This window comes from Amycolatopsis sp. CA-230715, from assembly GCF_018736145.1.
Classification (GTDB): Bacteria; Actinomycetota; Actinomycetes; order Mycobacteriales; family Pseudonocardiaceae; genus Amycolatopsis.
Window position 1 is genome coordinate 6173774 of sequence record NZ_CP059997.1, and the last position, 26193, is coordinate 6199966.

13 protein-coding genes are annotated in these 26193 nt (G+C 70.1%); 4 read left to right on the top strand and 9 right to left on the bottom strand.

Annotation, left to right across the window (positions count from 1 at the left end; translation table 11 throughout):
- The first annotated feature begins 90 nt into the window (after positions 1-90).
- On the top strand, positions 91-657 hold the full coding sequence (locus HUW46_RS29685; protein WP_215542077.1) for a class I SAM-dependent methyltransferase: 567 nt from the start codon (positions 91-93) through the stop codon (positions 655-657).
- Here the strand turns inward: HUW46_RS29685 and HUW46_RS29690 are convergent.
- Both HUW46_RS29690 and HUW46_RS29695 read right to left on the bottom strand, forming a co-directional pair.
- The gene (locus HUW46_RS29690) at positions 641-1672 is read right to left on the bottom strand and encodes a ketoacyl-ACP synthase III family protein (protein WP_215542078.1); all 1032 of its coding nucleotides are present in this window, start codon (positions 1670-1672) and stop codon (positions 641-643) included. The two genes, HUW46_RS29685 and HUW46_RS29690, sit on opposite strands and share 17 nt — an antisense overlap.
- Positions 1673-1680: 8 nt before the next feature.
- Positions 1681-3021: an NAD(P)/FAD-dependent oxidoreductase gene (locus HUW46_RS29695; protein WP_215542079.1), complete on the bottom strand. Its 1341-nt coding sequence runs from the start codon at positions 3019-3021 to the stop codon at positions 1681-1683.
- Positions 3022-3140: 119 nt separating this feature from the next.
- Here HUW46_RS29695 and HUW46_RS29700 point away from each other — a divergent pair, with 119 nt between their 5' ends.
- Genes HUW46_RS29700 through HUW46_RS29710 form a run of 3 tightly spaced genes read left to right on the top strand, consistent with a single transcriptional unit; the run spans position 3141 to position 6060 of the window.
- Positions 3141-4283, top strand: coding sequence for an acyl-CoA dehydrogenase family protein (locus tag HUW46_RS29700; protein WP_215542080.1), 1143 nt, complete (start codon positions 3141-3143; stop codon positions 4281-4283).
- A complete protein-coding gene (locus HUW46_RS29705) occupies positions 4280-5767 on the top strand; it encodes an amino acid adenylation domain-containing protein (protein WP_254125016.1) in 1488 nt (495 codons plus the stop codon). Before HUW46_RS29700 ends, HUW46_RS29705 begins: the two co-directional genes overlap by 4 nt.
- Positions 5764-6060, top strand: a complete 297-nt coding sequence (locus HUW46_RS29710) for an acyl carrier protein (RefSeq protein WP_215542081.1) — start codon at positions 5764-5766, stop codon at positions 6058-6060. Before HUW46_RS29705 ends, HUW46_RS29710 begins: the two co-directional genes overlap by 4 nt.
- Here the strand turns inward: HUW46_RS29710 and HUW46_RS29715 are convergent.
- From HUW46_RS29715 to HUW46_RS29745, 7 genes are all read right to left on the bottom strand, one after another.
- The gene (locus HUW46_RS29715) at positions 6024-6821 is read right to left on the bottom strand and encodes an AfsR/SARP family transcriptional regulator (RefSeq protein WP_215542082.1); all 798 of its coding nucleotides are present in this window, start codon (positions 6819-6821) and stop codon (positions 6024-6026) included. The genes HUW46_RS29710 and HUW46_RS29715 overlap by 37 nt on opposite strands.
- Positions 6822-6831: 10 nt before the next feature.
- Positions 6832-8331 (bottom strand): amino acid adenylation domain-containing protein, encoded by a 1500-nt coding sequence (locus HUW46_RS29720; RefSeq protein ID WP_215542083.1) that lies wholly within the window; start codon positions 8329-8331, stop codon positions 6832-6834.
- Positions 8332-8339: 8 nt separating this feature from the next.
- A complete protein-coding gene (locus tag HUW46_RS29725) occupies positions 8340-9404 on the bottom strand; it encodes a class I SAM-dependent methyltransferase (RefSeq protein WP_215542084.1) in 1065 nt (354 codons plus the stop codon).
- Complete coding sequence (locus tag HUW46_RS29730) at positions 9404-12409, bottom strand: thioester reductase domain-containing protein (RefSeq protein ID WP_215542085.1); 3006 nt, start codon at positions 12407-12409, stop codon at positions 9404-9406. Before HUW46_RS29730 ends, HUW46_RS29725 begins: the two co-directional genes overlap by 1 nt.
- 73 nt (positions 12410-12482) lie before the next feature.
- Complete coding sequence (locus HUW46_RS29735) at positions 12483-13643, bottom strand: acyl-CoA dehydrogenase family protein (RefSeq protein WP_254125017.1); 1161 nt, start codon at positions 13641-13643, stop codon at positions 12483-12485.
- The gene (locus HUW46_RS29740; protein ID WP_215542086.1) at positions 13640-20866 is read right to left on the bottom strand and encodes a non-ribosomal peptide synthetase/type I polyketide synthase; all 7227 of its coding nucleotides are present in this window, start codon (positions 20864-20866) and stop codon (positions 13640-13642) included. The genes HUW46_RS29735 and HUW46_RS29740 overlap by 4 nt, the downstream gene beginning before the upstream one ends.
- Positions 20863-26136: a non-ribosomal peptide synthetase gene (locus HUW46_RS29745; protein ID WP_215542087.1), complete on the bottom strand. Its 5274-nt coding sequence runs from the start codon at positions 26134-26136 to the stop codon at positions 20863-20865. The genes HUW46_RS29740 and HUW46_RS29745 overlap by 4 nt, the downstream gene beginning before the upstream one ends.
- Positions 26137-26193 lie beyond the last annotated feature (57 nt).

Consider the following 26193-nt stretch of genomic DNA (forward strand, 5'->3'; position numbering starts at 1 on the left):
CCCAACCGGGCCACCTGAGCTGTACGGCTGGGGTAGCCGGTGGGCTAGGGCCGTGGCGGCACGGCGATCGACCACGGGAGGATTCCGCCCATGTCGCATCTCTACCAGGAGCCGAACGCCTACCGGCGGCGCCTGACCATCCCGTTCAGCGGGCTGCACACCAGGGCGGCCGCGCACGCGCGCTCGGCGGCGCCGGAATCCGGTGCGGTGCTGGACATCGGCTGCGGGCCGGGCACGCTCGCGCTGCGGATCGCGCGGTCGCGCCCGGATCTGCGGGTGTCCGGAGTGGACCCGTCGGCCGCGATGGTGGACTACGCCGCGAAAGCGGCGAGCAGGCGCGGTTTCGCGGGCAGGGTGGACTTCGCGGTGGGGCAGGCCGCCAGGATGCCGTTCGAGCCGGGCTCGTTCGACGTGGTGGTGTCCACGATGAGCTTCCATCACTGGGCCGCGTTGCCGGACGTGGTGCGCGAGCTGCGGCGGGTGGTCCGGCCGGGCGGCCGGATCTTCGTCTACGACATGCGTGCCGCCTACTACGACGGGCTGCGTTCGGCGGTCGAAGCGGTCGCTCCTGAATGGACGTTCCGGCGGAAGTTCCTGTGGCTGCGGGTTTTCCCGTCGCTGATGTTCGGCTGCGCGGAGATCAGCGTTCCGTCGTGACGGTCAGCACGGCGCTCGCGGCGTTGTAGCCCTGCGTGCCGCCGACCATCAGCACCCGGTCGCCCGCCGAGAGCTGGCCCGTGGCGAGCAGGTGGTGCAGCGACACGACCTGGTCGCACGCGCCGAGGTGCCCGACCGTGCGGCCGAAGTCCCAAGTGGACTTCGCCATCGGCAGGCCGAGCGGCTGCATGATGCCGAGGTCGACGAACGGCGCGCCCGCGTTGACGAACACCACCCTGGCCAGCTCGCCCGCGTCCACTTCGGCCTCGGCCATCGCTTGCCGCGCCGCGGAAAAGTACATCGCGGTGAACATCCGCCGCAGTTCGAACGGGTCGTAGCCCGCCGCGGCCACGAATTCGCCGGACCGGGTCACGACGTCGATCGGCCCGTCGCGGACGGCGGTCTCCTCCGACGGCGGCGCGGCACCGCGGTGCAGGCCCTCCAGTTCGGGGAACGTGGTGGAGCAGACGGCGTCCACCCTGGCGATCCCGTGTTCGCGTCCCAGCAGCACCGCGCACCCGGCGTCGCCGACGTGCATCCCGAAACCCGCGCTGCGCCACCGGTCCATGAGCGGGCTTTCGCCCCGCAGCGCGGTGGTGAGCAGCGCGGTGGCGGCGTGCTCGGACAGCGCCAGCCATCCCGCGGCCAGCTCCATCGCGGCGAACATCCCGTTGCAGCCCTGCCGGACTTCGTGGCAGGGCCCCGGATCGCAGCCCAGTTCGCGGAGCACGTACCCGGCGGGCGACCACCCGTCGGGTCCTTCCGGGAGCATCGTCGCGTGCACCAGCAGGTCGAGATCTCCTGGTTTCACATCGGCGTCGGACAACGCTTCGCGGCCAGCCGCGACGGCCATGTCGACACCGCTCGTGCCGTCGCCTGCGGCGACGCTGAGCAGACCGCTGTGCGCGATCTGCTCAGCGCCGCAGTACCCGGCCGCGACCGCTTCGTCCGCGGTGATCCGGCCCTCGGGCAGGTGCACGCCGATCCCGCGGAGGAAGAGCCCGTGCGGTTTCATGTCCCGGCTCAGGCCTGGCCAGGTCCGGCCCACACGGCGCCGAGGTACGGGTGCCAGACGTGGTCGGGGTCGTTTTCCACCGCCTTCAGGATTTCGCGCATGTCCTCCAGCGCCTTCGGCGGTTCGCCGTCGTAGACGTCACCCTGCAGCATCCGCAGCACGTCGATGCGGTAGCGCGGGTCCTTCACGAACGCGGTGAACAGCACGTTGAGCCGGTAGAAGATGGCGATGAACTCGTACCAGTAGCCGACCGCCTTCTTCAGCTTCGCCTCGTAGGTCGCGAAACTGCTCCTGCCGAAGCCGTGCCCGCCTTCGTGCGCGGCGATGATGTCGCGGGACACGAGCCGCGCGCTGTTCATCGCGACGCTCACCCCGCTGGAGAAGATCGGGTCCACGAACCGCGCGGCGTCCCCGATCAGCACGAACCGGTCGCCCGCCATTTCCCGCATCCGGTAGCTGTAATCGCCTTCCGCCTTGAACGGGCGGATCTGGCGCGCCTTCCGCAGCGCCTTGCTCAGCTCCGGGCGGGTGTCCACGAAGTCCCAGAACAGTTCGTCGGGTGACGCGCTCGCGGAGGTGAAGTTCTTCTTCTGCGTCACCACGCCGAAGCTCGTGACGGTGTCGGTGATCGGGATCTGCCACACCCAGGAGTCCCGCATCGCCAGCCAGTGCACGTAGATGAAGTCCTCTTCGTGGTCCTCGGTGACGAACGCGGTCCGGTCGAAGTCCTCGAACCACGCGTGCAGCGCGTACTGGTTGAACACCGGGTCCGGGATCTTCGTCTTCAGCTGCTTGCCGAGCAGGGTCTGCCTGCCGGAGGCGTCCACGACGAGGTTCGCGGTGTAGGTGACGTTCGCGCCGGCGATCCGGCAGTTCAGCGTGACCACCTGGTCGTCGGAGAAGTCCACGTTCAGCACGCGGGCGCCGCACACGACCTTCGCGCCCTGCGCCTCGGCGTTCTTCAGCAGGATGAGGTCGAACTTGCCGCGGTCGACGTGGTAGGTGTAGTCGCGGTCGACGCCTTCCTGGTCGCGTTCCACGAACTGCACCACGGCGGGCAGGTTGTGGCTGAGCCCGGCGAAACCGTTGTTGGGCAGGGACACGGAGTTCGCGGTCGTCCACGCCGCGCCGTACTTCTTCGGGAAGCCCGCGGCGTCCACCGCGGGCATCGCGCCGCTTTCGACCAGCGGCGGGGTGGCGGCGGGTACCAGTGACTCGCCGACGTGGGGCCGCGGGAAGATTTCGCTTTCGAGCAGGAGCACGGAAAGGCCGGCCTTGGCGAGGTACGCGGCCGCCGTCGAGCCAGCCGGGCCGCCGCCGATGACCGCCACATCGAAGTCTGCTTGCATGCACTCCAGTGTTCGGGCGCCACCAAGACCGCGCTTACAACTCGCTTAACGGCCTGGATGAGGGAATTTAGCGGTTCTTCAGTGCCCTGTTGGCCGCGGCGGATCGGATGGTCCCCGTTATGGACTTCGACTTGGCTCCCGAGCAGCAGAAGCGTGTCGACGCGCTGCGCACCGCCGTGCGGACCGGTTTGCCCGGCGCGGTGCGGAGTTCCCCGGACGCGCACTTCTCCAGGACCGAATGGGCCGCCGCGGCGGCACTCGGCCTCACCGGGTTGTGCCTGCCGTCCGCGTTCGGGGGCGGCGGCCTCGGCGCGCTCGATGTCGCGCTGTGCCTGGAAGCCTTCGGTGACGAGTGCGCCGACACCGGGCTCGTGTTCGGGGTCGCCGCTCATCTGCTCGCCTGCGTCGTGCCGATCCGGGACTTCGCTTCGGGGAGTCTGCTGGACGAGCTGGCGCCGGGTTTGGCCGACGGTTCGGTGATCGCGGCGAACGCGATGACCGAACCGGAGGCGGGTTCCGACGTCGGCGCGCTCACCACGACGGCGACCCGTGCCGACGGCGGCTACCGGCTCGACGGCGTGAAGTCCTTCGCCAGCAACGGTCCGCTCGCCGACGTGTTCGTCACCTACGCGGTCACCGACCCGGATGCGGCCTTCCTCGGCATCAGCGCGTTCGCGGTCCCGCGCGGGGTGCCCGGCCTGAAGATCGGCGGGCCGGTGGCCAAAACGGGCCTCTGGGGCTGTCCCGCGGGCAGGGTGGAGTTCGACGGCTGCTTCGTGCCGGAGCGCTATCGGCTCGGCGAAGAGGGCCAGGGATCGGGGGTCTTCCAGCATTCGATGGGCTGGGAACGGGCCTGCTTGTTCGGGCTCTACCTCGGAGTGCTAGCCAGGCAGCTACGCCAGTGCGTCGACCACGCGAGGACGCGTCGCCAGTTCGGCAGGCCGATCGGGGAGTTCCAGGCGGTTTCGCACCGGATCGCGGACATGCGGGCCCGGCTCGAAGCCGCGCGGCTGCTGGTCCACCGGGCCTGCTGGCTGCTGGACGAGAACAGGGAGCACCGCGCCGCCGCGGCCGTGTCGAAGATGACCGTTTCCGAGACCGCGATCGCGAACAGCCTCGACGCGGTGCGGATCTTCGGCGGCGCCGGGTACCTGGGCGGGGACAGTGCCGGAACCCAGCTCCGGGACTGCGTGCCGACGGCGATCTTCTCCGGCACGACGGACATGCAGAAGGAAATCCTGACGCGGGAGATGGGCCTGTGACCCTCTTGCACGAAGCCGTGCGGGCCACCGCGAAACGCCATCCCGGCCGGGTGGCGGTGTCCGGTGTGGACGGTTCGCTGAGCTACGCCGAACTCGACCGGCGGGCGGACGCGCTCGCGGCGTCCTTCGTAGCGGCCGGGGTCGTGCCGGGCGACCGGGTGCTGATCTGGGCGGCGAAGTCGTGCGCGGTGGTGGTCGCCATGCAGGCGGCACTGCGCGCCGGTGCCGCCTACGTCCCGGTGGACAGCACTTCTCCGGCGGGCCGCGTCGCGACGGTCGTGCGGGACTGCGCCCCGCGCGTGGTGTGCGCTTCGCCGGACCGCGCGGAGGAGATCGCGCGGTTTCTTGAGGAAATGCCCGTGTTCTGCGATCTCGGCGACCTTCCCGAGGCCGCGGCACCCGTGGCGGTCGCGGGCGGCGAGGACGATCTGGCGTTCATCCTCTACACCTCGGGTTCGACCGGGACCCCGAAGGGCGTGTGCCTCAGCCACGCCAACGCGATGGCGTTCGTGCGGTGGGCGATCGCGGAGCTGGCGCTCGGCAAGGAAGACCGCTTGGCCAACCACGCGCCGTTCAGCTTCGACCTCTCGGTGCTCGACCTCTACGGCGCGCTGTGCACCGGCGGGTCGGTCCACCTGGTCGCCGCCGAACTCGCGTACGCGCCGGAGCAGCTCGTGGATTTCCTGCGGTGGCGGGAAATCACCGTGTGGTACTCGGTCCCTTCGGCGCTGCTGCTGATGATGCGGGACGGCGGCCTGCTCGACCGTCCGGCGCCCGCCGCGTTGCGCGCGGTGCTGTTCGCCGGGGAGCCGTTCCCGATCGGCGCGCTGCGCGATCTCGCGGGCTGGACCGGGGCGCGGCTGCTGAACCTGTACGGCCCCACCGAGACCAACGTGTGCACCGCGCACGAAGTCGGCGAGGACGACCTCGCGCGGGACCGGCCGGTGCCGATCGGCACCGCGGTCAGCGGCGACACCGTGTGGGCGGTCGTGGACGGCGAAGTGGCCCGGCCGGGTGAAGCGGGCGAACTGCACGTGAGCGGGCCGTCGGTGATGCGCGGCTACTGGGGCCGCGAACCGCAGCGGGATCCGTACCCGACCGGAGATCTCGTGAGCGTCCGGGAAGACGGTTCGTTCGAGTACCTCGGCAGGCGCGACGCGATGGTCAAGGTACGCGGGCACCGCGTCGAACTCGGCGACGTGGAAGCCGCGCTGACCGCGCATCCGGACATCGCCGAGGCGGCCGCGGTGGTGCGCGGTTCGGCGCTCGGCGGCCGGATCGAAGCGTTCGTGGTGCCGCGTCCCGGCGCCCGGCTCGGCGTGCTCGCGGTCAAGCGCCACTGCGCGGAACGGCTGCCGACCTACATGATCGCCGACGACGCGCACTTCGTGCCCGCGCTGCCCCGGACCGCGAACGGGAAGGTCGACCGCGCCGCACTGGCAGTACGGCATCCCTCGAACCCGAAGGAAGGTAGCACCGTATGAACTCCGTGACCGAAGACCGGCTCATCGACTTCATCAGGGAGAAGTTCCTCGCCGGTGACCCCGACGGCGAGCTGACGGCGGAAAGTCCCTTGCTGCAGTGGGGAATCCTCGACTCCCTCAAGGTCGCCATCCTGCTGACCTTCATCCGCGAGCAGCTCGGCGTGATCGTGCCGTTCCAGCACCTGAGCGCGAAGAACTTCGGCACCGTGCGGAGCATGGCGGTGCTGGTGACCGAGCTCGGCGAACCCGCACCCGATCACGCGGACTCGGTCCACTCCATCCCGCCGTCGTGACAGCGCGCGAGCAGTTCGTCGTCCGCCCGCAGGATCGCCTGCTGGGTGCGCTGGAGCATCTTGCCGGGGCGGACGCCGAGCTGGTCGTCGAGCGTCTTGCGCGCGAGGTGGTAGACGTTCAACGCGTCCGCCTGCCGGTCGGACCGGTACAGCGCGACCATCAGCTGGCGGTGGAAGGTCTCCCGCATCGGGTGCTCGGCGACGATCGAGTGCAGCGGCCCGACCAGTTCCCGGTGCAGGCCCCGCTCCAGGCGGCAGTCGATGAGCATTTCCAGGCACGACAGGCGGGTTTCGGTGAGCTGGGTGACGAAACCGTCCACGACGTGCCCCGCCCGCAGGCCGCCGAGCACGGGACCGCGCCACAGCGCGAGCGCGCCTTCGAGCACCCGGATCGCGTCGGTGAACCGGCCGTGCCGCATCAGCGCCCTGCCGCGCGAGGCGAGGCGGAGCACGATGTCGAAGTCGACCTCGTCGGTGCCGGTGCGCAGGACGTACCCGGTCTCGTGGGTGAGCACGGTGCCGCCGGGGCACCCGGCCGCGGTCAGCGCCTTGCGCAGCTTCGAGAGGTAGACGTGCACCGCGGCGGTGGCCTGGCGCGGTGGGTCGTCCGCCCAGATCTCGGCGATGAGCTGATCGCGCGTGACCATCTCGCCCGCGCGGATCAGCAGCACCGACAGGACGGTCTGCACCCGTCGCGGGCCGACGGCGGTGGTGCGGCCGCGGTCGGCGAGGCGCACCGGGCCTAGGAGTTCGTAGCGCATGTCGCTGGCCTCATCTCGTGTTCTCGGTCGTCTCTGATCCGGTCGGTGGCGTGGCGTCCAGCGCGGCGAGGTCGACCTTCCCGTGCTGTGTGGTCGGCATCGCCGCGTGCGCGCGGAAGGCCATCGGCACCATGTGCGGCGGCAGCACCCCGGCCGCGAACCGCCGCAGCAGGTCCCCGGTCGGCTCGTCACCGCCGACGCGGGTGTAGTGCGCGGTCAGCAGCGGTTCGCCGTGGGAGTTCGTGGCGACGGTGACCGCGCACTGGGCGAGCAGCGGGTGCCCGGCGATCGCGGCCTCGACCTCGCCGAGTTCGACGCGGAACCCGCGGATCTGCACCTGGCGGTCCTTGCGGCCGAGGTAGTGCAGGCCGCCGGACTCGTCGAGCACGGCCCAGTCCCCGCTGCGGAACGTGCGGAGTCCGTTGTAGACGGTGAAGCGCTCGGCGGTGAGGTCCGCCCGGCCGAGGTAGCCGTGCGTGACTCCGGCACCGGACACCAGCAGCTGACCGGGTGTACCGGCGGGAACCGGGCGCAGGTCCTCGTCCACCACGGTGATTTCCAGGTGGGGCAACGGAATCCCGATCGGGGTCGAGCCCGGCCACGCGGGTTCTCCGGTGTCGTCCGGCGTCAGCACCTGGTGCGTGGCGTGCACCGTCGTCTCGGTGATGCCGTACATGTTGACCAGCGTCGCGGCCGGGGCCGCGCCCAGCTCGTGCCACCGCCGGATCGCGGGAAGCTGGATCGCCTCGCCGGAGAAGATCACGTACCGCAGCGCGGGCAGCCGTACCTCGCGTGCTTCCAGTTCCGCCACCAGGTAGCCGAACGCGGTCGGCACCTGGTTGAGCACGGTCACCTCCTCGGCGAGGAGCACCTCGCTGAACGCGCGAGGATCGGCCGCCGTCTCTCGCGAGATCATCACGGCCGTGCCGCCGTTGAGCAGCGCGCCCCACAGCTCCCACACGCTGACGTCGAAGCCGTACCCGCAGAACACCGACCAGACGTCGGAGGCGTCGAAGTCGAACACCTTGTTGCCGGAGTCCATCAGCGCGAGCACGTGCTCGTTGCCGACGAACACGCCCTTCGGGCGGCCGGTTGACCCCGACGTGTAGATCACGTACGCGGTACCGGGCGGCACGTCGTGGCGGTCGCGCCGCTCGCCCGTGACGACCACCTCCGGCTGCCAGGAATCCCGGCCGCCGACCACGGTCAGGGTGATCCTGGCGTCGTCGGCGATCAGCTTCGTCCGCGCTGCCGGGTAGGCCGGATCCAGTGGCACGTAAGCACATCCGTGCGCCAGGATGCCCAGGATGCCGACCGCGACCGGCACCCCGCGGGGCATCCGCAGCCCGATCAGGTCGCCGGGCCGCGCACCCGCCGCGGCGAGCCGGTCGCGCAGGTCCTCGGCGGCCGAGCGCAGTTCCCGGTAGGTGAGCGACAGTTCGCCGTCGACGAGCGCGACCTGGCCCGGGTCGATCAGGACCTGGTTTTCGAACCTCTCGTAGAGCGTCATGGCGGCGGTCACCTCTCGCGGAACGGTGCGACGGATTCGGGGTCCTTGGTGAACAGCACGTCGAACCATCCACCGTCCATATCGGACACTGTGGCGAGTACGCGGTAGCCGAGCCCGGCGCCCAGCGCGGAAAGCTCCTCCGGGTCGACGCCCGGTGGTGGCGGCGGCCGGGATTCCAGCGCGGCGAGCGCCGCGTCCTCCTCGGTCAGCCGCAGGTTCGGGATCCCCCGGACGACCAGCTCGGTGCCGTCGAGGCGGCCACGCAGCTCGGCCGCGCTGCGGAGATCGTTTCCCCACACCAGTTCCGGCGCGGCCGGGGTGTCCCGGTGCGACCGGGTGAGGACCACGTCGTAGCGGTGCCTGCTCAACTCGTTGTGGTGCAACGCTTCCTTGAGCCGGATGTCCGCGGTGCCGGGGAGGCCCGCGAAGAAACCGGGGTCGACCAGCAGCTCCTCAGCCATGCCGAGCGCGCGGTCCGCCCGCGCCAGCGCGGCCGCGCCCTGCTCACCGCGGGCGACCGCGATCGCGGCCTGGAAGCTCCGGTGCGAGCGCGGGTTCCGGACGTCGCCGACGAACACCGAGCCGCCGGGCGCGAGCAGCCGGAACACTCCGTCGAGGACTTCGCGGAGGTACCCGGTACCGGGGAAGTACTGGACGACGGAGTTCAGGATCACCGTGTCGAAGAAGCCCTCCGGCAGCTCGGTCAGTTCGTGCGCGGCGCACTGCCGGACCACGACACGGTCGGCGAGGTCGTCTTCGAGGGTGTCGTCGAGCCAGTCGATCGCGGCGCCGGAAGCGTCGATACCCCAATAGGAATCGCAGCGCGGCGCGAGTTCGGTCAGCAGGAGCCCGCTGCCGACGCCGATCTCCAGCACCCGCTTCGGCCGCAGCGCGCGGATCCGCCGCACCGTGGCGTCGCGCCATTCCCGCATTTCGGCGAGTGGGATCGGCTCGCCGGTGTAGCTGCTGGTCCACCCGGCGAAGCGGCTGTCCGGGTCTTCGCCGAGCGAACCGGCGTACAGCTCGTCGTAGACCGCCTCCCAGCCGCGGACGTGGTCGTGGTGTACGGACATCAGCCGTTCGCCCCCGCGGGCGCGGGGAGGTGGCCGGTACTGGCGAAGCAGGCCAGCGCGCCGCGGAGGTAGGCCGCGTCGACCGGGCCGCAGACCAGGTCCGCGCTCAGCGCGGACCTGGCGCGGCTGGTGTCGTACTCGGCTTCGCGCCAGCCGTCCGCGACCTGCCGCTTCCACGCGCCGACCACGGAGAGCACGAGATCCCAGCGCCTGCCCCCGTCCTCGGCGGAGCGCCGCACGAGTTCGGAGTACCAGGTGTCGATGTCGACCGAACGCAGGTCGTACCCGGCGAGGGTCATCGCCTCGCCCACCACGCGGAAGGTGAACGGCTGCGGCGAAATCAGGTGGTAGCGCCCGCCGAGTGACTCCTTTTTCCTTGCCAGGGCGGTGATCCCGTCGGCGACGTAGTCGACAGGGGACGCGGGCATCGGCACCGCCGAGTCGGGCACCATGCCGAGGTACGCGCACGCCTGCACGATCTCGCTGGTGGCGTCCGACGGGTTCCAGTACGCGGGCGAGGTGGCGCCCACCAGCCTGGCCGCCCGGTAGACCACCGTCGGCACACCGCGTTCGTCCGCCAGCGCCAGCAGCCGCTCGGCGACCCACTTCGAAGCCTCGTAACCGTGCCGCGCCTCCGGCGGGGTCCCGGTGACCGGCAGTTCGCGGCCGCCGAGCTCCGGCGCGCTGAGCCCGGCGTACGACGGGTAGTGCACGGGTTTGGTCCGGCCGGTCGCGGCGAGCCGGAGCACCTCCTTGGTGCCGCCGACGTTCGTCGAGCGCAGCCGCCGGTAGCTCGGCAGCGTGTTCACCGTGCCCCCGGCGTGGTAGATCTCCTGCACGTCCGCCGCCAGCGCCGCGAAGTTCTCTTCGGACAGTCCGAGCAGCGGTTTGGTGAGGTTGCCGCACACCGTGGTGATGCGGCCGCGGTACTCCTCGCGCCACAGCCCCGCCGCGCGCAGCGTGTCGTGCACGCGCGCCAGGCCGTCGTCCGGAGTCCGGTCCCGCACCAGGCAGGTGACGGTCGCCGTGCCCGAGCGCAGCAGCCGGTCGAGCAGGAAGGAGCCGAGGTAGCCGGTGGCGCCGGTGAGCAGGAACCGGCTCGGCGACGGGTGCCACGCGGCCGGGCCGATCCCAGTGATCGACTCGTCGAGCGTGACGTCGGCGCTCAGATCTTGGTGCCCTCGTGGCGCGGGCTGCGCCTCGCCGCCCGCTTCGATCAGCTTGGCGAGGTCGCGCACCGTCGGGTTCTCGAACAGCGCGTGCAGCGTGACGGTGAGGTTCCAGCGGTCGCGGATCTGGTTGGTCGCGCGCGTGCCGAGCAACGAGTGCAGGCCGAGTTCGACGAGGTTGTCCGCGGCGCCGACCCGGTCGACGTCGAGGATGGCGGCCATCAGCTCGGCGACCGCTTTCTCGGTCGGTGTGGCTGGCGGGTCGGCCGGTCCGGATTCCGCGGCGGGGGCCGTGGTCTCGGCACGATCGCCGAGGTGTTCGAGGCCGTCGTCGTCGGTCACCCTCGCCCACAGCCCGGAAACCGCCCCACCGATCTCGACCAAACCCGGTGCGCCGAGCGGAACTTCGTGCCCCCGCGCGTCGACGAGCCGGAGCGGGCGGCCCGCCGGAAGTGCGGCCGCCAGGTTGGCCGGGTCGGCGCAGGCGCGGGCGATACGCCGCCGTTCGTCCTCCGGCCGCACGTCGATGTCCGCCAGTGTGGTGCCCGCGTCCGAGGCCACGATCGCCGCGAGCACGTGCCGCACCCTGGCCAGCAGCAGCCCGGCCTGGTGCGCGCCGAACCGCCGCCGGTCGTGCACCAGCCGCATCGGCATGGTCGTCCCCGGCATCACCATCAGCACCAGCGGTAGCTGCGGCCGGGTGTCCACTGTGTACCCGCGGATCCGGATTCCGCCCACCGGACCGCCGAACTCCGGGATCGGGATGTTCTGGTAGGTGACCAGGCTTTCGAACAGGCCCCCCGCCCGTGCGACGCCGCTGTGCCGCTGGATGCCCACCAGGTCGGTCGCGGTGTGCTCGCGCGCGGCCAGCACGGAATCCTGGACGTGTCCCAGGTAGTCCAGCACCGGCTGGTCCTCGCGCGGGCGGGTGCGGATCGGGAAGGTGCCGACGAGACAGCCGACGATCGACTCGGCGGCGGGCACGTCGGCGGGCCGGTGCGCGAACGTCGTTCCCACGGTCAGGTCGTCGGTGTGCTGGCAGCGCGCGAGCACCAGCGACCACGCGCCGTGGACGAGGGTGTTCGCGGTGAGGCGGTGCCGCTTGGCGAACGCGTGCACGTCCTCGGCGACGTCCGCGAGGTCGAGTTCCGCCCAGTCGTAGGGGATTTCGCCGGTCCTCACGGCCGGTGGCGTGCCGACGTCGAGCCGCGGCGGCGGGGTGTACCCGGCGAGCTGGTCGCGCCAGTACCGCCCGGCCTCGGCGCCGTCCTGCCGCCGCCACCAGGCGACGTAGTCGCGGAACCGGCCAGCCGGGGGCAGGCCCGGCTCGTGCCCGTCGCAGCAGGCGCGGTAGGCCCGCAGGAACTCGCCCATGATGATCCCGACCGACCAGCCGTCCAGGATCAGGTGGTGCACGCTCAGCAGCTGGTGCCACCGGTCGTCGCCGACGGCGAGGCAGAGGTCCATCGGTGGCCGCGCTTCGAGGTCGAACCCGTTCGCGCGCACCGGGCGGAGGTAGTCCGCGATCCGGTCCTGCCCCTCGGCCGCGCCGAGCCCGCGCAGGTCCAGTTCGGTGCGTGGCAGCCCGATCCGCCGGTGCACGGTTTGCACCGGTTTCTTGATGTCGTTCCAGTGGAACGTGGTCCGCAGCGCGGGGTGGCGGTCGACCACGTGCTGCCAGGCGCGCCAGTAGGCGTCGGTGTCGAGTGCGCCCTCGAACTCCAGCACGGACTGCTCCAGGTAGGTTCCTTCGCCTGGCGCGTAAAGGTTTTCGAAGAGCATGCCGTGCTGCAGCGGGGTCAGGTCGTAGACGTCTTCGATCTCACGTGCGCTCACCGGATCGTGCTCCGTAACTCGTCGGCCAGCGCGGACAGGAACGCGCCTCGCTGGGAATGCGGGAAGAACGGGCTCACCACGGCGCCGCACCGTCGCCGTGCTCGCCGCCGGAAACGCGTGCGGCGGCGATCGCCCGCAGTTGCATGTTCGTGGTGCCCTCGTAGATCTTGCCGATCTTCGCGTCGCGGTAGAGCTTCTCCGCCGGGTATTCGGTGGAGTACCCGTTCCCGCCGAGGGTTTCCACCGCCTGCGAGGCGGCGCGCTCGGCGACTTCCGCGGCGAGGAACTTCGCGGTCGCGGTGGCGGTCAGCCGCTTCGCGAGCGGGATCGCGTCCAGCACCGCGATCGTGTGGTACAGGTAGGTCCGCGCGGCGTCCAGTTCGGCGGTGAGCCTGGCCAAGGGGAACTGCACGCCCTGGTAGGAGATGATCGGTTCGCCGAACTGGCGGCGCTGCTGCGCGTAGTCGAACGCCGCGTCCAGCGCGCCCTGGGCGAGCCCGATCATCTGCGCCGCGATGCCGATCTTGCCGATGTTCAGCGTCTCCATCGCGATGACGCGCCCGTTGTTCGCGCCGCCGAGGACGTTTTCCTTGCCCACCAGCACGTCGTCGAACTCCACCGCGCAGGTGGAGCTGGCGCGGATGCCGAGCTTCGAAATCCGCTCGCCGACCCGCACCCCCGGCGCGTCGGCGTCCACGAGGAACGCGGTGGCACTGGAGTTCCCGCTCTTCGCGAACACCACGAAGAGCCCCGCCTCGGCCGCGTTCGTGGTCCAGTGCTTGTGCCCGGTGAGCCGGAACCCGGTGCCGTCCGGGACGGCTTCGGTGGTCAGCGCGAAGGCGTCGCTGCCGGAGTCCCGTTCGGACAGTGCGTAGGCACCGACCGTGGAGGTGGCGAGGCGGGGCAGGTACCGCCGCTTCTGGTCGCCGTCGCCGTGCCGTAGCAGCGCGCTGATCACCAGCGCGTTCTGGACGTCGACGAACACCGCGACCCCGGGGTCCACACGGGACAGCTCCTCGATCGCGACCGCCGAGGACAGCAGATCGCCGCCGTAGCCGCCGTACGCCTCCGGGACCTCGATGCCCATCAGGCCCTCGGCGAACAGCGTCTGCACGAGGCCGTCGTCCATCCGCTGCGCGGTGTCCATCTTGGACACCAGCGGGCGCACGGCCCGGTTCGCGAACTCGCGGATCTCCGCGCGCCGGGCGGGATCGGGCTCGACTGGACTGCTCAATGGAACTCCCCGGAAACTTCGGCGAACACGGCGGCCAGGTCTTCGTCGTCCACGTCGGCGAGCGGGAAGTCGCCGGTGTCGACGTGGATCTCCTCGTGCCCGCGGCACCGCTGCCCGACCCGGCGCACCGCGTCCGCGAAATCGGTGGAGGTCGCCGGGGCGTCTCCGGTCCACGCCACGACGAGGCCGCCGTCGGCGATCGCCCAGGTGAGCTCCGCGGCCGCGCGCCCGGCCGGTTCCCAGTGCGGCCACGCGGGCACGGGGCACGGAACCGAGCCGAGCGAGCGCACCAGCACGTCGGGAGAGTGCACCGCGGGCGCCTCCACCGCGGACCGGTAGCGGCGCTTGACTTCGGGCAGCTCCGTGCCCGGCTCGACGGGCCCGATCTCGGCGATGCCGCCCAGCGCGCCGACGGCCGTCGGCTGCTCTCGCCGGTCGTGTTCGAAGTGGACGGTCGAGCCGGTTCCGCCGAGCAGGTCGAGGCAGGCGGCGAGAACCACCTCCTCGGCCGACATCCGGTAGGTCTCTTCGGCGGCGGTCAGGATCGTCGCGGTTTCCTCGGCGCCGAGCGTCACCCGCGCCGGTGCGGCCTCGGTGGCGCCGGTCAGCCCGGCCAGTTCGCCGAGCAGCGCGCCCCAGCTCCTGCCATCGGCGACCAGTTCGTGCGCCAGGCACACCAGGTACCTGGTGTCGTGGAGGTCGAACACCGCGAACTTGACCAGGCCGCCCTCACGGGGATCCAGCTCCTCGCGCATCTCGTCGACCATCTGCCGCATCGCGCCGCGCTGCCGGTCCTCCCGCAGCACGCGGAGGTCGATCTCCGGTACGTAGGTCCCGGCCTCGCCGATCCGCTGGACCCAGTCCTCGCCGTCCCGCTCGAAACGCCCGCGCAGCGCGGGATGCCTGCGTAGCAATGCCTCTATCCACTCAGGACAGACAAAGAAGTCCGCGTCCACCGGGAGTTCCACCCAGTTCGCGGTGCCGCCCGGCTTGGCGCCGTCGAGCAGCGCGCGCTGCGACGGCGTCAGCTCCACCGCGTCTCCCGCGCCGTCGAGACTCGTCGCGCGCGCTTCGATGATCGCGGCCGCGTCGGCGATGGTCTCCGCTTCGAACAGGTCCGCCAGCACGAGCTGCACGCCCTGGTCACCGGCGCGCGCCGCGATCTGCACCGCGGTGATCGAATCCCCGCCGACTTCGAAGAAGCTGGCGCGGGCGTCGATGTGCTCGACCCCGAGTACCTCCGCGGCGATGGCGGCGAGCCGGACCGCCAGCTCGGACAGCGGTGCGTCGGCCGTGGTCGTTTCGGGTGTTGTGGTGGTGGGGTGGGGGAGGTGGTTGCGGTTGATTTTGCCGTTGGGGGTGAGGGGGAGGTGGGTGAGGATGGTGGTGGTTGTGGGGTGCATGTAGGTGGGGAGGGTTTGGGTGAGGTGGTGGTGGGTTTGGGTGCGGAGTTGTTCGGGGGTGAGGGTGGTGTGGGGGTGGGGGTAGAGGTAGGCGTGGAGTTGTTTGTGGTGTGGGGGTCCGGTGGTGGTGGCGATGGCGGTGTGGATGTCGGGGTGGGTGGTGAGGGTGGTTTCGATTTCGCCGAGTTCGATGCGGTGGCCGTTGATTTTGACTTGGGTGTCGGTGCGGCCGAGGAATTCGAGGGTGCCGTCGGGGTGGCGGCGGGCGAGGTCGCCGGTTTTGTAGAGGCGGGTGCCGGTGGTGGGGTGGGTGAGGAAGGCGGCGTGGGTTTTGCCGGGGTCGTTGTGGTAGCCGGTGGCCAGGCCGTCACCGGAGATGTAGAGGTCGCCGGTGGTGTGGATGGGGCAGGGCTGGAGTTGGGTGTCGAGGACGTGGAGTTGCTGGTTGGCCAGCGGAGTGCCGTACGGAATCGAGGTCCATTCGGGATCCAGTGCGGTGATGGGGTGGTAGACCGACCAGATCGCGGCCTCGGTGGCGCCCCCGAGGCTGTAGAGGTCGATGTCGGGGTGGGTAGCCCACAAGTTGTCCGGTAGCGCGAGGGGGATCCAGTCGCCGGAGAGCATCACCAACCGCAACGACGTGGCGGGTGTTCCGGTGGGGAGGTGTTCGGTGTACATGGTCATCAACGCCGGAACCGAATTCCACACCGTGATGTCGTGAGTGGTGATCAGCTCGTGCCAGTGCGCGGGATCCCGCCCGGTCGCGGGCAACACGAGACTGCCTCCGGCGCCGAGGACACCGAAGACATCCCACACCGACAGGTCGAAACTCAACGAGGACAACGCCAACGCCCGATCCGCCGACGTGACCCCGAACCGGGCGTTGATGTCCAGACACGTGTTGGACGCCGCCCGGTGCGTGATCGCCACACCCTTCGGCAGACCGGTGGAGCCGGAGGTGTAGATGATGTAGGCAAGATCGTCCAACTGCGACACTTGCTCTGGTGTCGCATCCCGAGTCGCCTCAGCGAGATCGACGGGTGCGGTGTCGAGCAGCGCCACACGGGTGTTGTCGGGCCAGTCCAGGGTTTCCCGGGCTTCGGTGGTGAGGATCAGGCGGGCACCGGCATGCGTGGCCATGTGGTGACGGCGTGCGGTGGGGAGTTCGGGGTCGATGGGGACGTAGACGCCACCGGCGAGCAGGACCGCGACCACGGCGGTGATCTGGGCGGCGGTTTTGTCCATCGACACCGCCACCACCTGTCCCGGTCCGACACCGAGCGACCGCAACGTCCGGGCGGTCCGGCAGGCGCGGACATACAGTTCCCCGAACGTGGTCCATTCCCCGTCGGCGAACACCGCCCGCGCCGAGGGATCCGCCAACGCACACTCCACCAACGGACCATGCAACAGCTGAACATCGATCGGCGCCGCGGTGTCATTGACCGACTCGATCACCTCCCGCTGCCACCCCGGCAACACCGAGTCCACACCGGACTCCCACCCCGAATCCCCACCAGCCAACAACTCCAACACCCCGCAATACGCGGCAAACATCTCCTCCACCACACCCGCCGCGAACAACCCCTCCACGGCGGGCCAGCTCAGGTACAGCCCGTCGGACACCTCCAGCACCCCGGCGTCCAGCCAGACCTGCGGGGTCTGGATGACCTCGTAGGTCAGCCCGCCGATCCAGTCGACCATCGAGCGCTCGGTTTCGCTTTCGTCGACCAGGGTGCTGGTGTAGACGATCGGCATCACCGACCCGCTCGTCCCGCCGCGGGCGCGGGCGAGTTCGCGCAGGACGTCGACCCCGTTGACGTACCGGTGGTCGAGGTCCTCCCAGCTCTGCGCCTGGATCGCCCGCGCGATGGCGCCGAGGGTGCCGTGCTCGGCGAGGTCGACCGGCACCAGGTTGAACGACGCGAACCCGCCGACCAGCCCGCCGACGTCCTCGTGCACCGGGAGCCGGTTGTTGGTGGTGACGTTCAGGGTGAACTTCTCCGACGTGCTCCACGTACCCAGTACGAGCGCGTAGGCGGCCAGCAGCACCGCGGACGGCGTGACGCCGTACTTGCCGGCGCGTTCCTTGATGCTCTCCCACTGCGCGACCGGAAGGGTGCGGCTGCACGGCACGAACCGGGGTTCGGTGATGGTGTCCGGGGCGGTCGCCAGCGGCAGTTCCGGCGCGGGCGGCAGATCACGCACCCTGTCCCGCCAGTAGGCGAGAGAACGTTGGTACAGCGCGCTTTCCTTGAGCTTCCCGATCGCCATCAGGTAGTCGCGGAAGGTGATCCGCAACGGGGTCAGTTCGGCGGACGGGTCCTCGTAGAGCGTGCGCCAGTCCCGCAGCATGACCCGCACGCTGCCCATGTCGGACACCATCAGGTCGAACCCGAGGAACACCCTCGTCAGCCCGCCCGGCAGCAGGGCGGCGCGGATGTTGAACAGCGGCCACTCGTCGCCGGGCCGTACCTCGTGGGACATCCGCTCGCGCACCAGCGCCAGCTCCTCCGCCGCCCGGTCCGCCGGGGTGGTGCGCAGGTCGAGCACGTCGATCTCGTACGGACCGGCGTCGGCGAGGATGCGCTGGGTGCCGTCCGAGGTGATGATCGCGCGGAGCATGTCGTGCCTGGCGAGGATCCGGTTGAAGGAACCGCCCAGCCTGCCGAGGTCGATGCGGTCGTCTTCGACCTCCCAGTAGATGTGGGCGGCGACGTTGCCGACGCTGAAGTTCGCGGACCGGCCGATCCACTGCGCCTGCTGGATTTCGCTCAACGGGAACGGTTCGTACCGCGCGGCCGGATCGGGCACCGCGACCGGGAGCCGTTCGCGCTCCGACGGCGCGCCGCCCGCCTCGACCACCAGCGCGGCCATCGCTTCCACCGTGGGTGCCGCGATCAGGTCACGCAGCGGAACGTCCACGGCGAACTCGGCGCGGACCCCGGCGACGATCTTCGTGGCGAGCAGGGAGTGGCCGCCCAGTTCGATGAAGTTGTCGTGGATACCGATCGGGCCGACCCCGATCAGGTCCTGCCAGATCCGCGCGATCCGTTGCTGCGCCTCGGTTTCCGGTGCCGCGTACGCGGTGAGCAGATCCGGGCGAGAGCCGCCGCTCTGCTCGTCCTCGGTTTCTTCTTCCACAGTGGACACGATCGCGGAGTCGAGCGAGCGGGTGGGGGTTTCGCCACCGGCCGGTGCGCCGATCCAGTACCGCTTGCGGTCGAACGCGTACGGCGGCAGGCTGAGCAGGCGGCGGTGCTCGCCCTCGTGCATCGCCGCCCAGTCCACTTCGACCCCGGTCAGCCAGAGCCGCCCGACGGCGTCGAGCAGGAACCGGGTGTCGGAGTGCTCCTCCGCGGGCGCGCGCATCGCGTTGACCAGTACGTGCCCGCGCAGGTCCGGGTCCATTCTGGACAGACTGCCCAGCGTGTGCCCCGGCCCGGCCTCCAGCAGCACCGTGCCGGGATCGGCGGCCAGCTTCCGCAGGCAGGCGTGGAACCGCACGGGGTCGCGGACCTGACCGGCCCAGTACGCCGGGTCGGTCGCCTGCGCCGCGGTGATCCAGTCGCCGGAACGGTTGGACAGGAACGGTATCGCCGGTGCGGACAGCGGGATCCGGGACAGCGCTTCGGTCAGCGGTGCGACGGCGGGGTCCATCATCGCGGTGTGGAAGGCGTGCGAGGTGTGCAGCCTGCCGAAGTCGATCCCGCGCTCCCTCAGCAGTTCCGCGAACTCGTCGATCGCGTCGTGCGTCCCGGCGACCGCGCACTGGCCGGGCGCGTTGATCGCGGCGATCTCCACCGACGGGACCAGAACCTCGCGCAAATCATCCTCGGACAGCGCGACGGTCAGCATCGCGCCGCTCGGCTGCTGCTGCATGAGCTTTCCGCGAACGGCCACCATGTGCAGCGCGTCCGGCAATGTGAAGACACCGGCGAGGCAGGCGGCGACGACCTCACCGACGCTGTGCCCGAGCATCGCCTTCGGCTTCCCGCACCACGACTCCAGCGTCTTCGCCAGCGCGTATTCGACGGTGAACAGCGCTGGCTGGGCGAGTTCCGTCCGTTCGATGCGATCGCCGCCGTCCTCCGCGTAAAGCACGTCGCGCAGGTCCAGCCCGAGGTGCGGGCGCAGCAGCTCCGCGCATTCGTCGACCCCGGCGCGGAAAACGGGTTCGTCGCGGTAGAGGTCCCGGCCCATGGCGGGGTACTGGGTCCCCTGCCCGGGGAACAGCCACGCGACCTCCGGCGCGTCACCGGCCTGCCTGCTGAGCACGCGCTGCGGATCCCGGTTTTCGATCGCCTCGGCCGCGTCCTCGGCACTGGAGCACAGCACGACCCTGCGGTGGGGCAGTGCGGTACGGGTGGTCTGCAGGCTGAACGCGGTGTCGGCGAGCGGTTCCCCGCTTTCCCGCAGTTCCCGGCCGATCCGGCCGGTCATCGCGTCGAGCGCACCGGCCGACCGAGCGGACAGCACGATCGCCTGCACCGGTTTGCCCGGCGTGGACCGGGTTGCGGCGGGCGCTTCCTCGAGCACGCAATGGGCGTTCGTACCGCCGAAACCGAACGAGCTGACGCCGATCCGGCGCGGTGTCCCGGTCGCCTGCCACGGCCGCAGTTCGGTGTTCACGAAGAACGGCGTGGCGTCGAAGCCGATGTCCGGGTTCTCCTGCTCGAAGTTCAGGCTCGGCGCGATTTCCCGGTGCTGCAACTGGAGGATCGCCTTGATCAGTGCCGCGATCCCGGCCGCGCTGTCGAGGTGGCCGATATTGGACTTGACCGAGCCGATCGGGCAGCCACCGGCGTGGTACGGGCCGAAGACCTTGGTGAGCGCGGCGATCTCGATCGGGTCGCCGAGCGCCGTGCCGGTGCCGTGCGCCTCGATCGCGCCGATCGTGCCGGGGTCGATCCCCGCGGCGCCGAGCGCGGCGGCGACCACCTTCGCCTGGCCGGTGCTGCCCGGCGCGGTGTAGCCGACCTTGCGGGCGCCGTCGTTGTTGACCGCGGAGCCCTTGATCACCGCGTCGATCCGGTCGCCGTCGGCGAGCGCGTCGTCCAAGCGCTTCAGCACCACGATCCCGGCGCCGTTGCCGCCGATGGTGCCGCTCGCCTTCGCGTCGAACGGGCGGCAGTGCCCGTCGGCGGACAGGATCATGCCCTCCTGGTAGCGGTATCCGTGCTGCGGCAGGCGGATCGTCGCGCCACCGGCGAGCGCGACGTCGCAGTCGTAGGACAGCAGCGACTGGCAGGCGAGGTGCACGGCGACCATCGAGGTCGAGCACGCGGTCTGCACGCTGACCGCGGGACCGTCGAGGTCGAGCTTGTAGGCGATCCGGCTCGCCAGGTAGTCCTTGTCGTTCGCGATCAGCAGCTCGAACCCGTCGGGCGAGGTGTCCATCGCGCGGCCGGGGAGCAGGTTCGCCAGCAGGTAGGTCGACATGCTGCTGCCCGCGAAGACGCCGACCGTCACGTCGTCGCCGAAGCGCCGCTGCCCGGCGTCTTCCAGTGCCTGCCAAGCGGTTTCGAGGAGCACGCGCTGCTGCGGGTCGAGGACCGTGGCGTCACGGGCGCTGAACCCGAAGAAGCCCGCGTCGAACAGGTCGATGTCGTCGAGCGCGCCGAAAGCCTTGACGTAGGCCGGATCGTCGATCAGCTCGTCGGCTACCCCCGCGGCGCGCAGTGCTTCGGAATCGAAGAAGGTCACCGATTCCTTGCCCTCGCGCAGGTTCTGCCAGTACTGCCGCTGGTCGTTCGCCCCGGGGAACCGGCAGGCCTTCCCGATGATCGCGATCTCGGTGCCGTCGTTCGTGGAAGTCATGCCAGTGCCCCGTCGGTGGTCGTGGTGGTGGTCTGCGGACGCCTGCGGGCACGCCGGTCGCGGGCGCGCGCGAACGTCGCGGCCACCGCGTCCTCGGTCGTGTCGGCACCGCCGAGGTGGGCGGCGAGGTGCCGGATGCTCGGGTTTTCGAACAGGTCCGTCAACGCGAAGTCGCGACCGAGGCCGTCGCGGAGTTCGCGGTGCACCTTGACCATGACGACCGAGTCGAGGCCGAGGTCGAAGAAGTTCGCGGTCACGCTGATCCGGCGCGAATCCAGGATTTTTCCGACCAGGACGAGGATGCGCTTTTCCAGCTGGCTGGCCGGTTCTTCGGTGGTCGCGGGTGTTGTGGTGGTGGGGTGGGGGAGGTGGTTGCGGTTGATTTTGCCGTTGGGGGTGAGGGGGAGGTGGGTGAGGATGGTGGTGGTTGTGGGGTGCATGTAGGTGGGGAGGTGGTGGGTGAGGTGGTGGTGGGTTTGGGTGCGGAGTTGTTCGGGGGTGAGGGTGGTGTGGGGGTGGGGGTAGAGGTAGGCGTGGAGTTGTTTGTGGTGTGGGGGTCCGGTGGTGGTGGCGATGGCGGTGTGGATGTCGGGGTGGGTGGTGAGGGTGGTTTCGATTTCGCCGAGTTCGATGCGGTGGCCGTTGATTTTGACTTGGGTGTCGGTGCGGCCGAGGAATTCGAGGGTGCCGTCGGGGTGGCGGCGGGCGAGGTCGCCGGTTTTGTAGAGGCGGGTGCCGGTGGTGGGGTGGGTGAGGAAGGCGGCGTGGGTTTTGCCGGGGTCGTTGTGGTAGCCGGTGGCCAGGCCGTCACCGGAGATGTAGAGGTCGCCGGTGGTGTGGATGGGGCAGGGCTGGAGTTGGGTGTCGAGGACGTGGAGTTGCTGGTTGGCCAGCGGAGTGCCGTACGGAATCGAGGTCCATTCGGGATCCAGTGCGGTGATGGGGTGGTAGACCGACCAGATCGCGGCCTCGGTGGCGCCCCCGAGGCTGTAGAGGTCGATGTCGGGGTGGGTAGCCCACAAGTTGTCCGGTAGCGCGAGGGGGATCCAGTCGCCGGAGAGCATCACCAACCGCAACGACGTGGCGGGTGTTCCGGTGGGGAGGTGTTCGGTGTACATGGTCATCAACGCCGGAACCGAATTCCACACCGTGATGTCGTGAGTGGTGATCAGCTCGTGCCAGTGCGCGGGATCCCGCCCGGTCGCGGGCAACACGAGACTGCCTCCGGCGCCGAGGACACCGAAGACATCCCACACCGACAGGTCGAAACTCAACGAGGACAACGCCAACGCCCGATCCGCCGACGTGACCCCGAACCGGGCGTTGATGTCCAGACACGTGTTGGACGCCGCCCGGTGCGTGATCGCCACACCCTTCGGCAGACCGGTGGAGCCGGAGGTGTAGATGATGTAGGCAAGATCGTCCAACTGCGACACTTGCTCTGGTGTCGCATCCCGAGTCGCCTCAGCGAGATCGACGGGTGCGGTGTCGAGCAGCGCCACACGGGTGTTGTCGGGCCAGTCCAGGGTTTCCCGGGCTTCGGTGGTGAGGATCAGGCGGGCACCGGCATGCGTGGCCATGTGGTGACGGCGTGCGGTGGGGAGTTCGGGGTCGATGGGGACGTAGACGCCACCGGCGAGCAGGACCGCGACCACGGCGGTGATCTGGGCGGCGGTTTTGTCCATCGACACCGCCACCACCTGTCCCGGTCCGACACCGAGCGACCGCAACGTCCGGGCGGTCCGGCAGGCGCGGACATACAGTTCCCCGAACGTGGTCCATTCCCCGTCGGCGAACACCGCCCGCGCCGAGGGATCCGCCAACGCACACTCCACCAACGGACCATGCAACAGCTGAACATCGATCGGCGCCGCGGTGTCATTGACCGACTCGATCACCTCACGCTGCCACCCCGGCAACACCGAGTCCACACCGGACTCCCACCCCGAATCCCCACCAGCCAACAACTCCAACACACCGCAATACGCCGCGAACATCTCCTCCACCACACCCACCGGGAACAACCCCTCCACGGTGTCCCAGTTGAAGTGCAGCTCACCGTCCTTTTCGTACGTCTGGTTGTCCACCCAGACCTGCGGTGTCTGCGAAATCGCGTAACCGGGCTCGCCGATCCATTCGCCGGTCAGGTACCCGCGGCCCTGCCCGCGTCCGCTGGCGAAGACGACCGGGGCGACCGCGCTCGTCGCCGCGCCGTCGCGCAGCGCCAGTTCGCGCAGCACCTCGATACCGCTGAACCTGCGATGGTCCATATCGGACAGAAGCTGCCGCTGGATTCGGATGGCCAGCTCGGCGATCCCGTGGTCACCGCGCGCGTCGACGGCCAGCGGCAGGATCGTGGTGAAGTCGCCGATCACCTCGTCGATCCGGTGATGCAGCGGCTGCCGGTTGAACATCGGGATGTTCAGCAGGAACCGCTCCGAGCCGCTCCAGGTCCGCAGCACCACGGCGTACGCGGCCAGCAGTACCGCTGACGGGGTGACGCCGTACTTCCCGGCCCGGTTGGTGATCCGCGTCCAAGTACCGGCGTCGAGCTGGGATTCGATGCGGCGGAACCGGGATTTCGCGTTCTTCGCCCGCTCGACGACCGGCAGCCGCGGTGCCCCCGGCATCGTGTCGATGCGATCCATCCAGTAGTCGCGCGCCCGCCGGTACTCGGCGTCGTCGGCATCCCGCTCGGTGGCGATCAGGTAGTCGCGAAAGGACACTTCGCCGGTCAACGGCGCCAGTTCCTTGCCGTTGTAGAGCAGTTCCCAGTCGTCGTAGAAGATCTGGATGCTGCGGACGTCGGCGATCAGCAGGTCCACCCCGATGTGCACGCGGACCTTCGACTTCGTGAGCCGGCTGATCCTGACCTCGAACAGCGGGCCGTCTTCCAGCGGCATGACGTGATGCGACATCGCGGCGCGGGTCCGGTCGAGCCGCTCGGCCGCCGCGGTCCCGTCCAGGTGCCGGAGGTCGTCGACGGTGACCGGCACCGCGTGGTCCCGGAGCACCCGCTGCGTCCCGTCGGCGGAGACGGTGGCGTGCAGCATTTCGTGCCGCTGCACGAGTTTCTCCAACGAGCCGAGGAACCGGTCGACGTCGAGGGTCTCGGAGTCGAACTCGCGGTAGTAGTGTGTCGCCACTCCGCCGAGTTCGTAGACGTCGTCGCGGCCGGTGACGTACGCCTGCTGGAGGCCGGTGAGCGGGAACGGTTCGTACCGCGCGGCGGGATCGGGCACCACGACGGGTGCCGGTGCGGGGCTCGCGGTGTCCATTTCGGACTGTGCGAGGATCTTCGCGGTCACTTCCCGCGCGGAGGCGAGCAGCAGTTCGTCCAGCGCGAGCCGGACGCCGGTCTCCTGCGCCAGCCGGTGGCGCACCAGCATGCCGCGCAAGGAGTCCAGCCCCAGTCCGGCGAGGGTGGCATCGGAGGCCAGCACGTCCTCCGGCGCATCGCCGCCGAGCACGTCTTCGAGCAGGCGCCGCACCACCACGGGAACCGCGGCCGTACCCACGGTGGCATCGGCTGCGGGCACGGTGAGTCCGCCCGGCACGCTCGTGGCCAGCGGGGCGAGCCTGCCTTCGAGGTACGCCTCGCGGCAGGCGGCGCGGCGGATCTTGCCCGCGTTCGTGGTGGGCACGGCCGAGGCGGCCACGACGAGCACCTCGGCGTCGACCCGGTGGTTCGCGGTGACCGCCGCGCGCAGGTCCCCGGCGAGCCGCTCGGCGTCGAGTTCTTCGGGGGACCTCACGGCCTGCACGAGGACGAGCCGCTCGCTCTCCTCGCCCTCCACCGCGAACGCCGCGGCCGGTGCCGCCGTGGTCGCCGGGTGCACCCCGGCCGCGGTGGTTTCGATGTCCTGGGGGTACAGGTTCCGGCCGCGGATGATCAGCAGTTCCTTCAGCCGTCCGCAGACGAACAGCTCGCCGTCGTGGCGGAAACCGAGGTCACCGGTGCGGACGAACGGGCCCTCGCCGTTCGCGAGGCTCGCGTCGAACACGGCCGCGGTTTCCCGTGGCCGCCGCCAGTACCCCGGCGCGGTGAACGGGCCCTGCGCCCAGATTTCGCCGACCCGGCCCGGTGCCACCTCGGTACGGGTCTCGGGGTCGACGACCCGGATCGTGGTCGCGGGACCGGGATCGCCGCAGCTGACCAGATCGATCGCGGTGTCATCGGATTCGGGCACGATGCGGGCGGTGTGCGCCTCCAGCGCCGCGCGGTCCAGTGCGAGGGAGCCGATGTCCCCGGCGCGCCTGCCGCTGACCAGGAGCGTGGTTTCGGTGAGCCCGTAGACCGAGAACATGCTGTCGCGGGCGAATCCTCGCGCGCCGAATCGCGCGGTGAAGCGTTCGAGCGTGTTCTTCCGGATCCGTTCCCCGGCGACCAGTGCCGAGTGCCAGTTGTCCAGATCGAGCCCGGCGAACTCTTCGGCGGTGACGAAATCGGTGCACCGGTCGTAAACGAAGTTGGGCCCGCCGCCGAATACCGGAGAATTCGCCGCGCTGATCGCTTCCAGCCAGCTCGCCGGCCGCGCCACCACATCCTCGGTGCGCAGGACCGAACAGTCGCCGCCGAGGTACTGGGAAAGCAGCAAATGTCCGATCAGCCCGATTCCGTGGTGCACCGGAACCCAGTTGACGACGGTGGCACCGGCCGGGATCCCGGTCATCCGCACCATTTTCCGGATACCCGCGAGAATGCTGGCGTGCGAGTTCAGCACACCCTTGGGGTCCCCTGTGGACCCCGAGGTGTACAGCAGCATCGCGAGGTCTTCGGGCGCGCACCGAGCGGGTGCCTGGTCCGCGGCCGACGGGCGCACCAGTTCGTCCACGGCGAGCCAGGCGATCGCGTCCCCGCCCGCGGATTGCCAGCGCCGCTTGGCTTCCGCGGCGACAGCGGTACTGGTCAGGATCGCCTCGGCGCCCGCGTCGCGCCCCACCGCGGCGGCCATCGCGCTGGACACCGGGGTGCCAGCGTAGCCGAGCGGGACCGCGCACCTGCCCGCGTACAGGCAGCCACACACCGCGATGACGTAATCACGTGCCGACGGCGTGAGAACGAGAATTCGGGCACCGGGCGCACTGGCGGTCCGTAATGCTTCGGCTACCGCCAGCGCGCGAATGTGCAAGTCCCGGGTGCTCAGCGAATCGGCGGCAGGGGAATCCGGGCCGTCGGCGAACGAGAATGCGGTGCGGTCCGGTTCTTCGCCGGCGTTCCGCGCGAGCACATCGATGATCGTTGGAGCGTTTTCGGCGCGTGCGGGCATGATCCTCGATGCCTTTCCTCCGGGTTGAGCATCGAGTCTTCATGGCGGGTGGGCGGC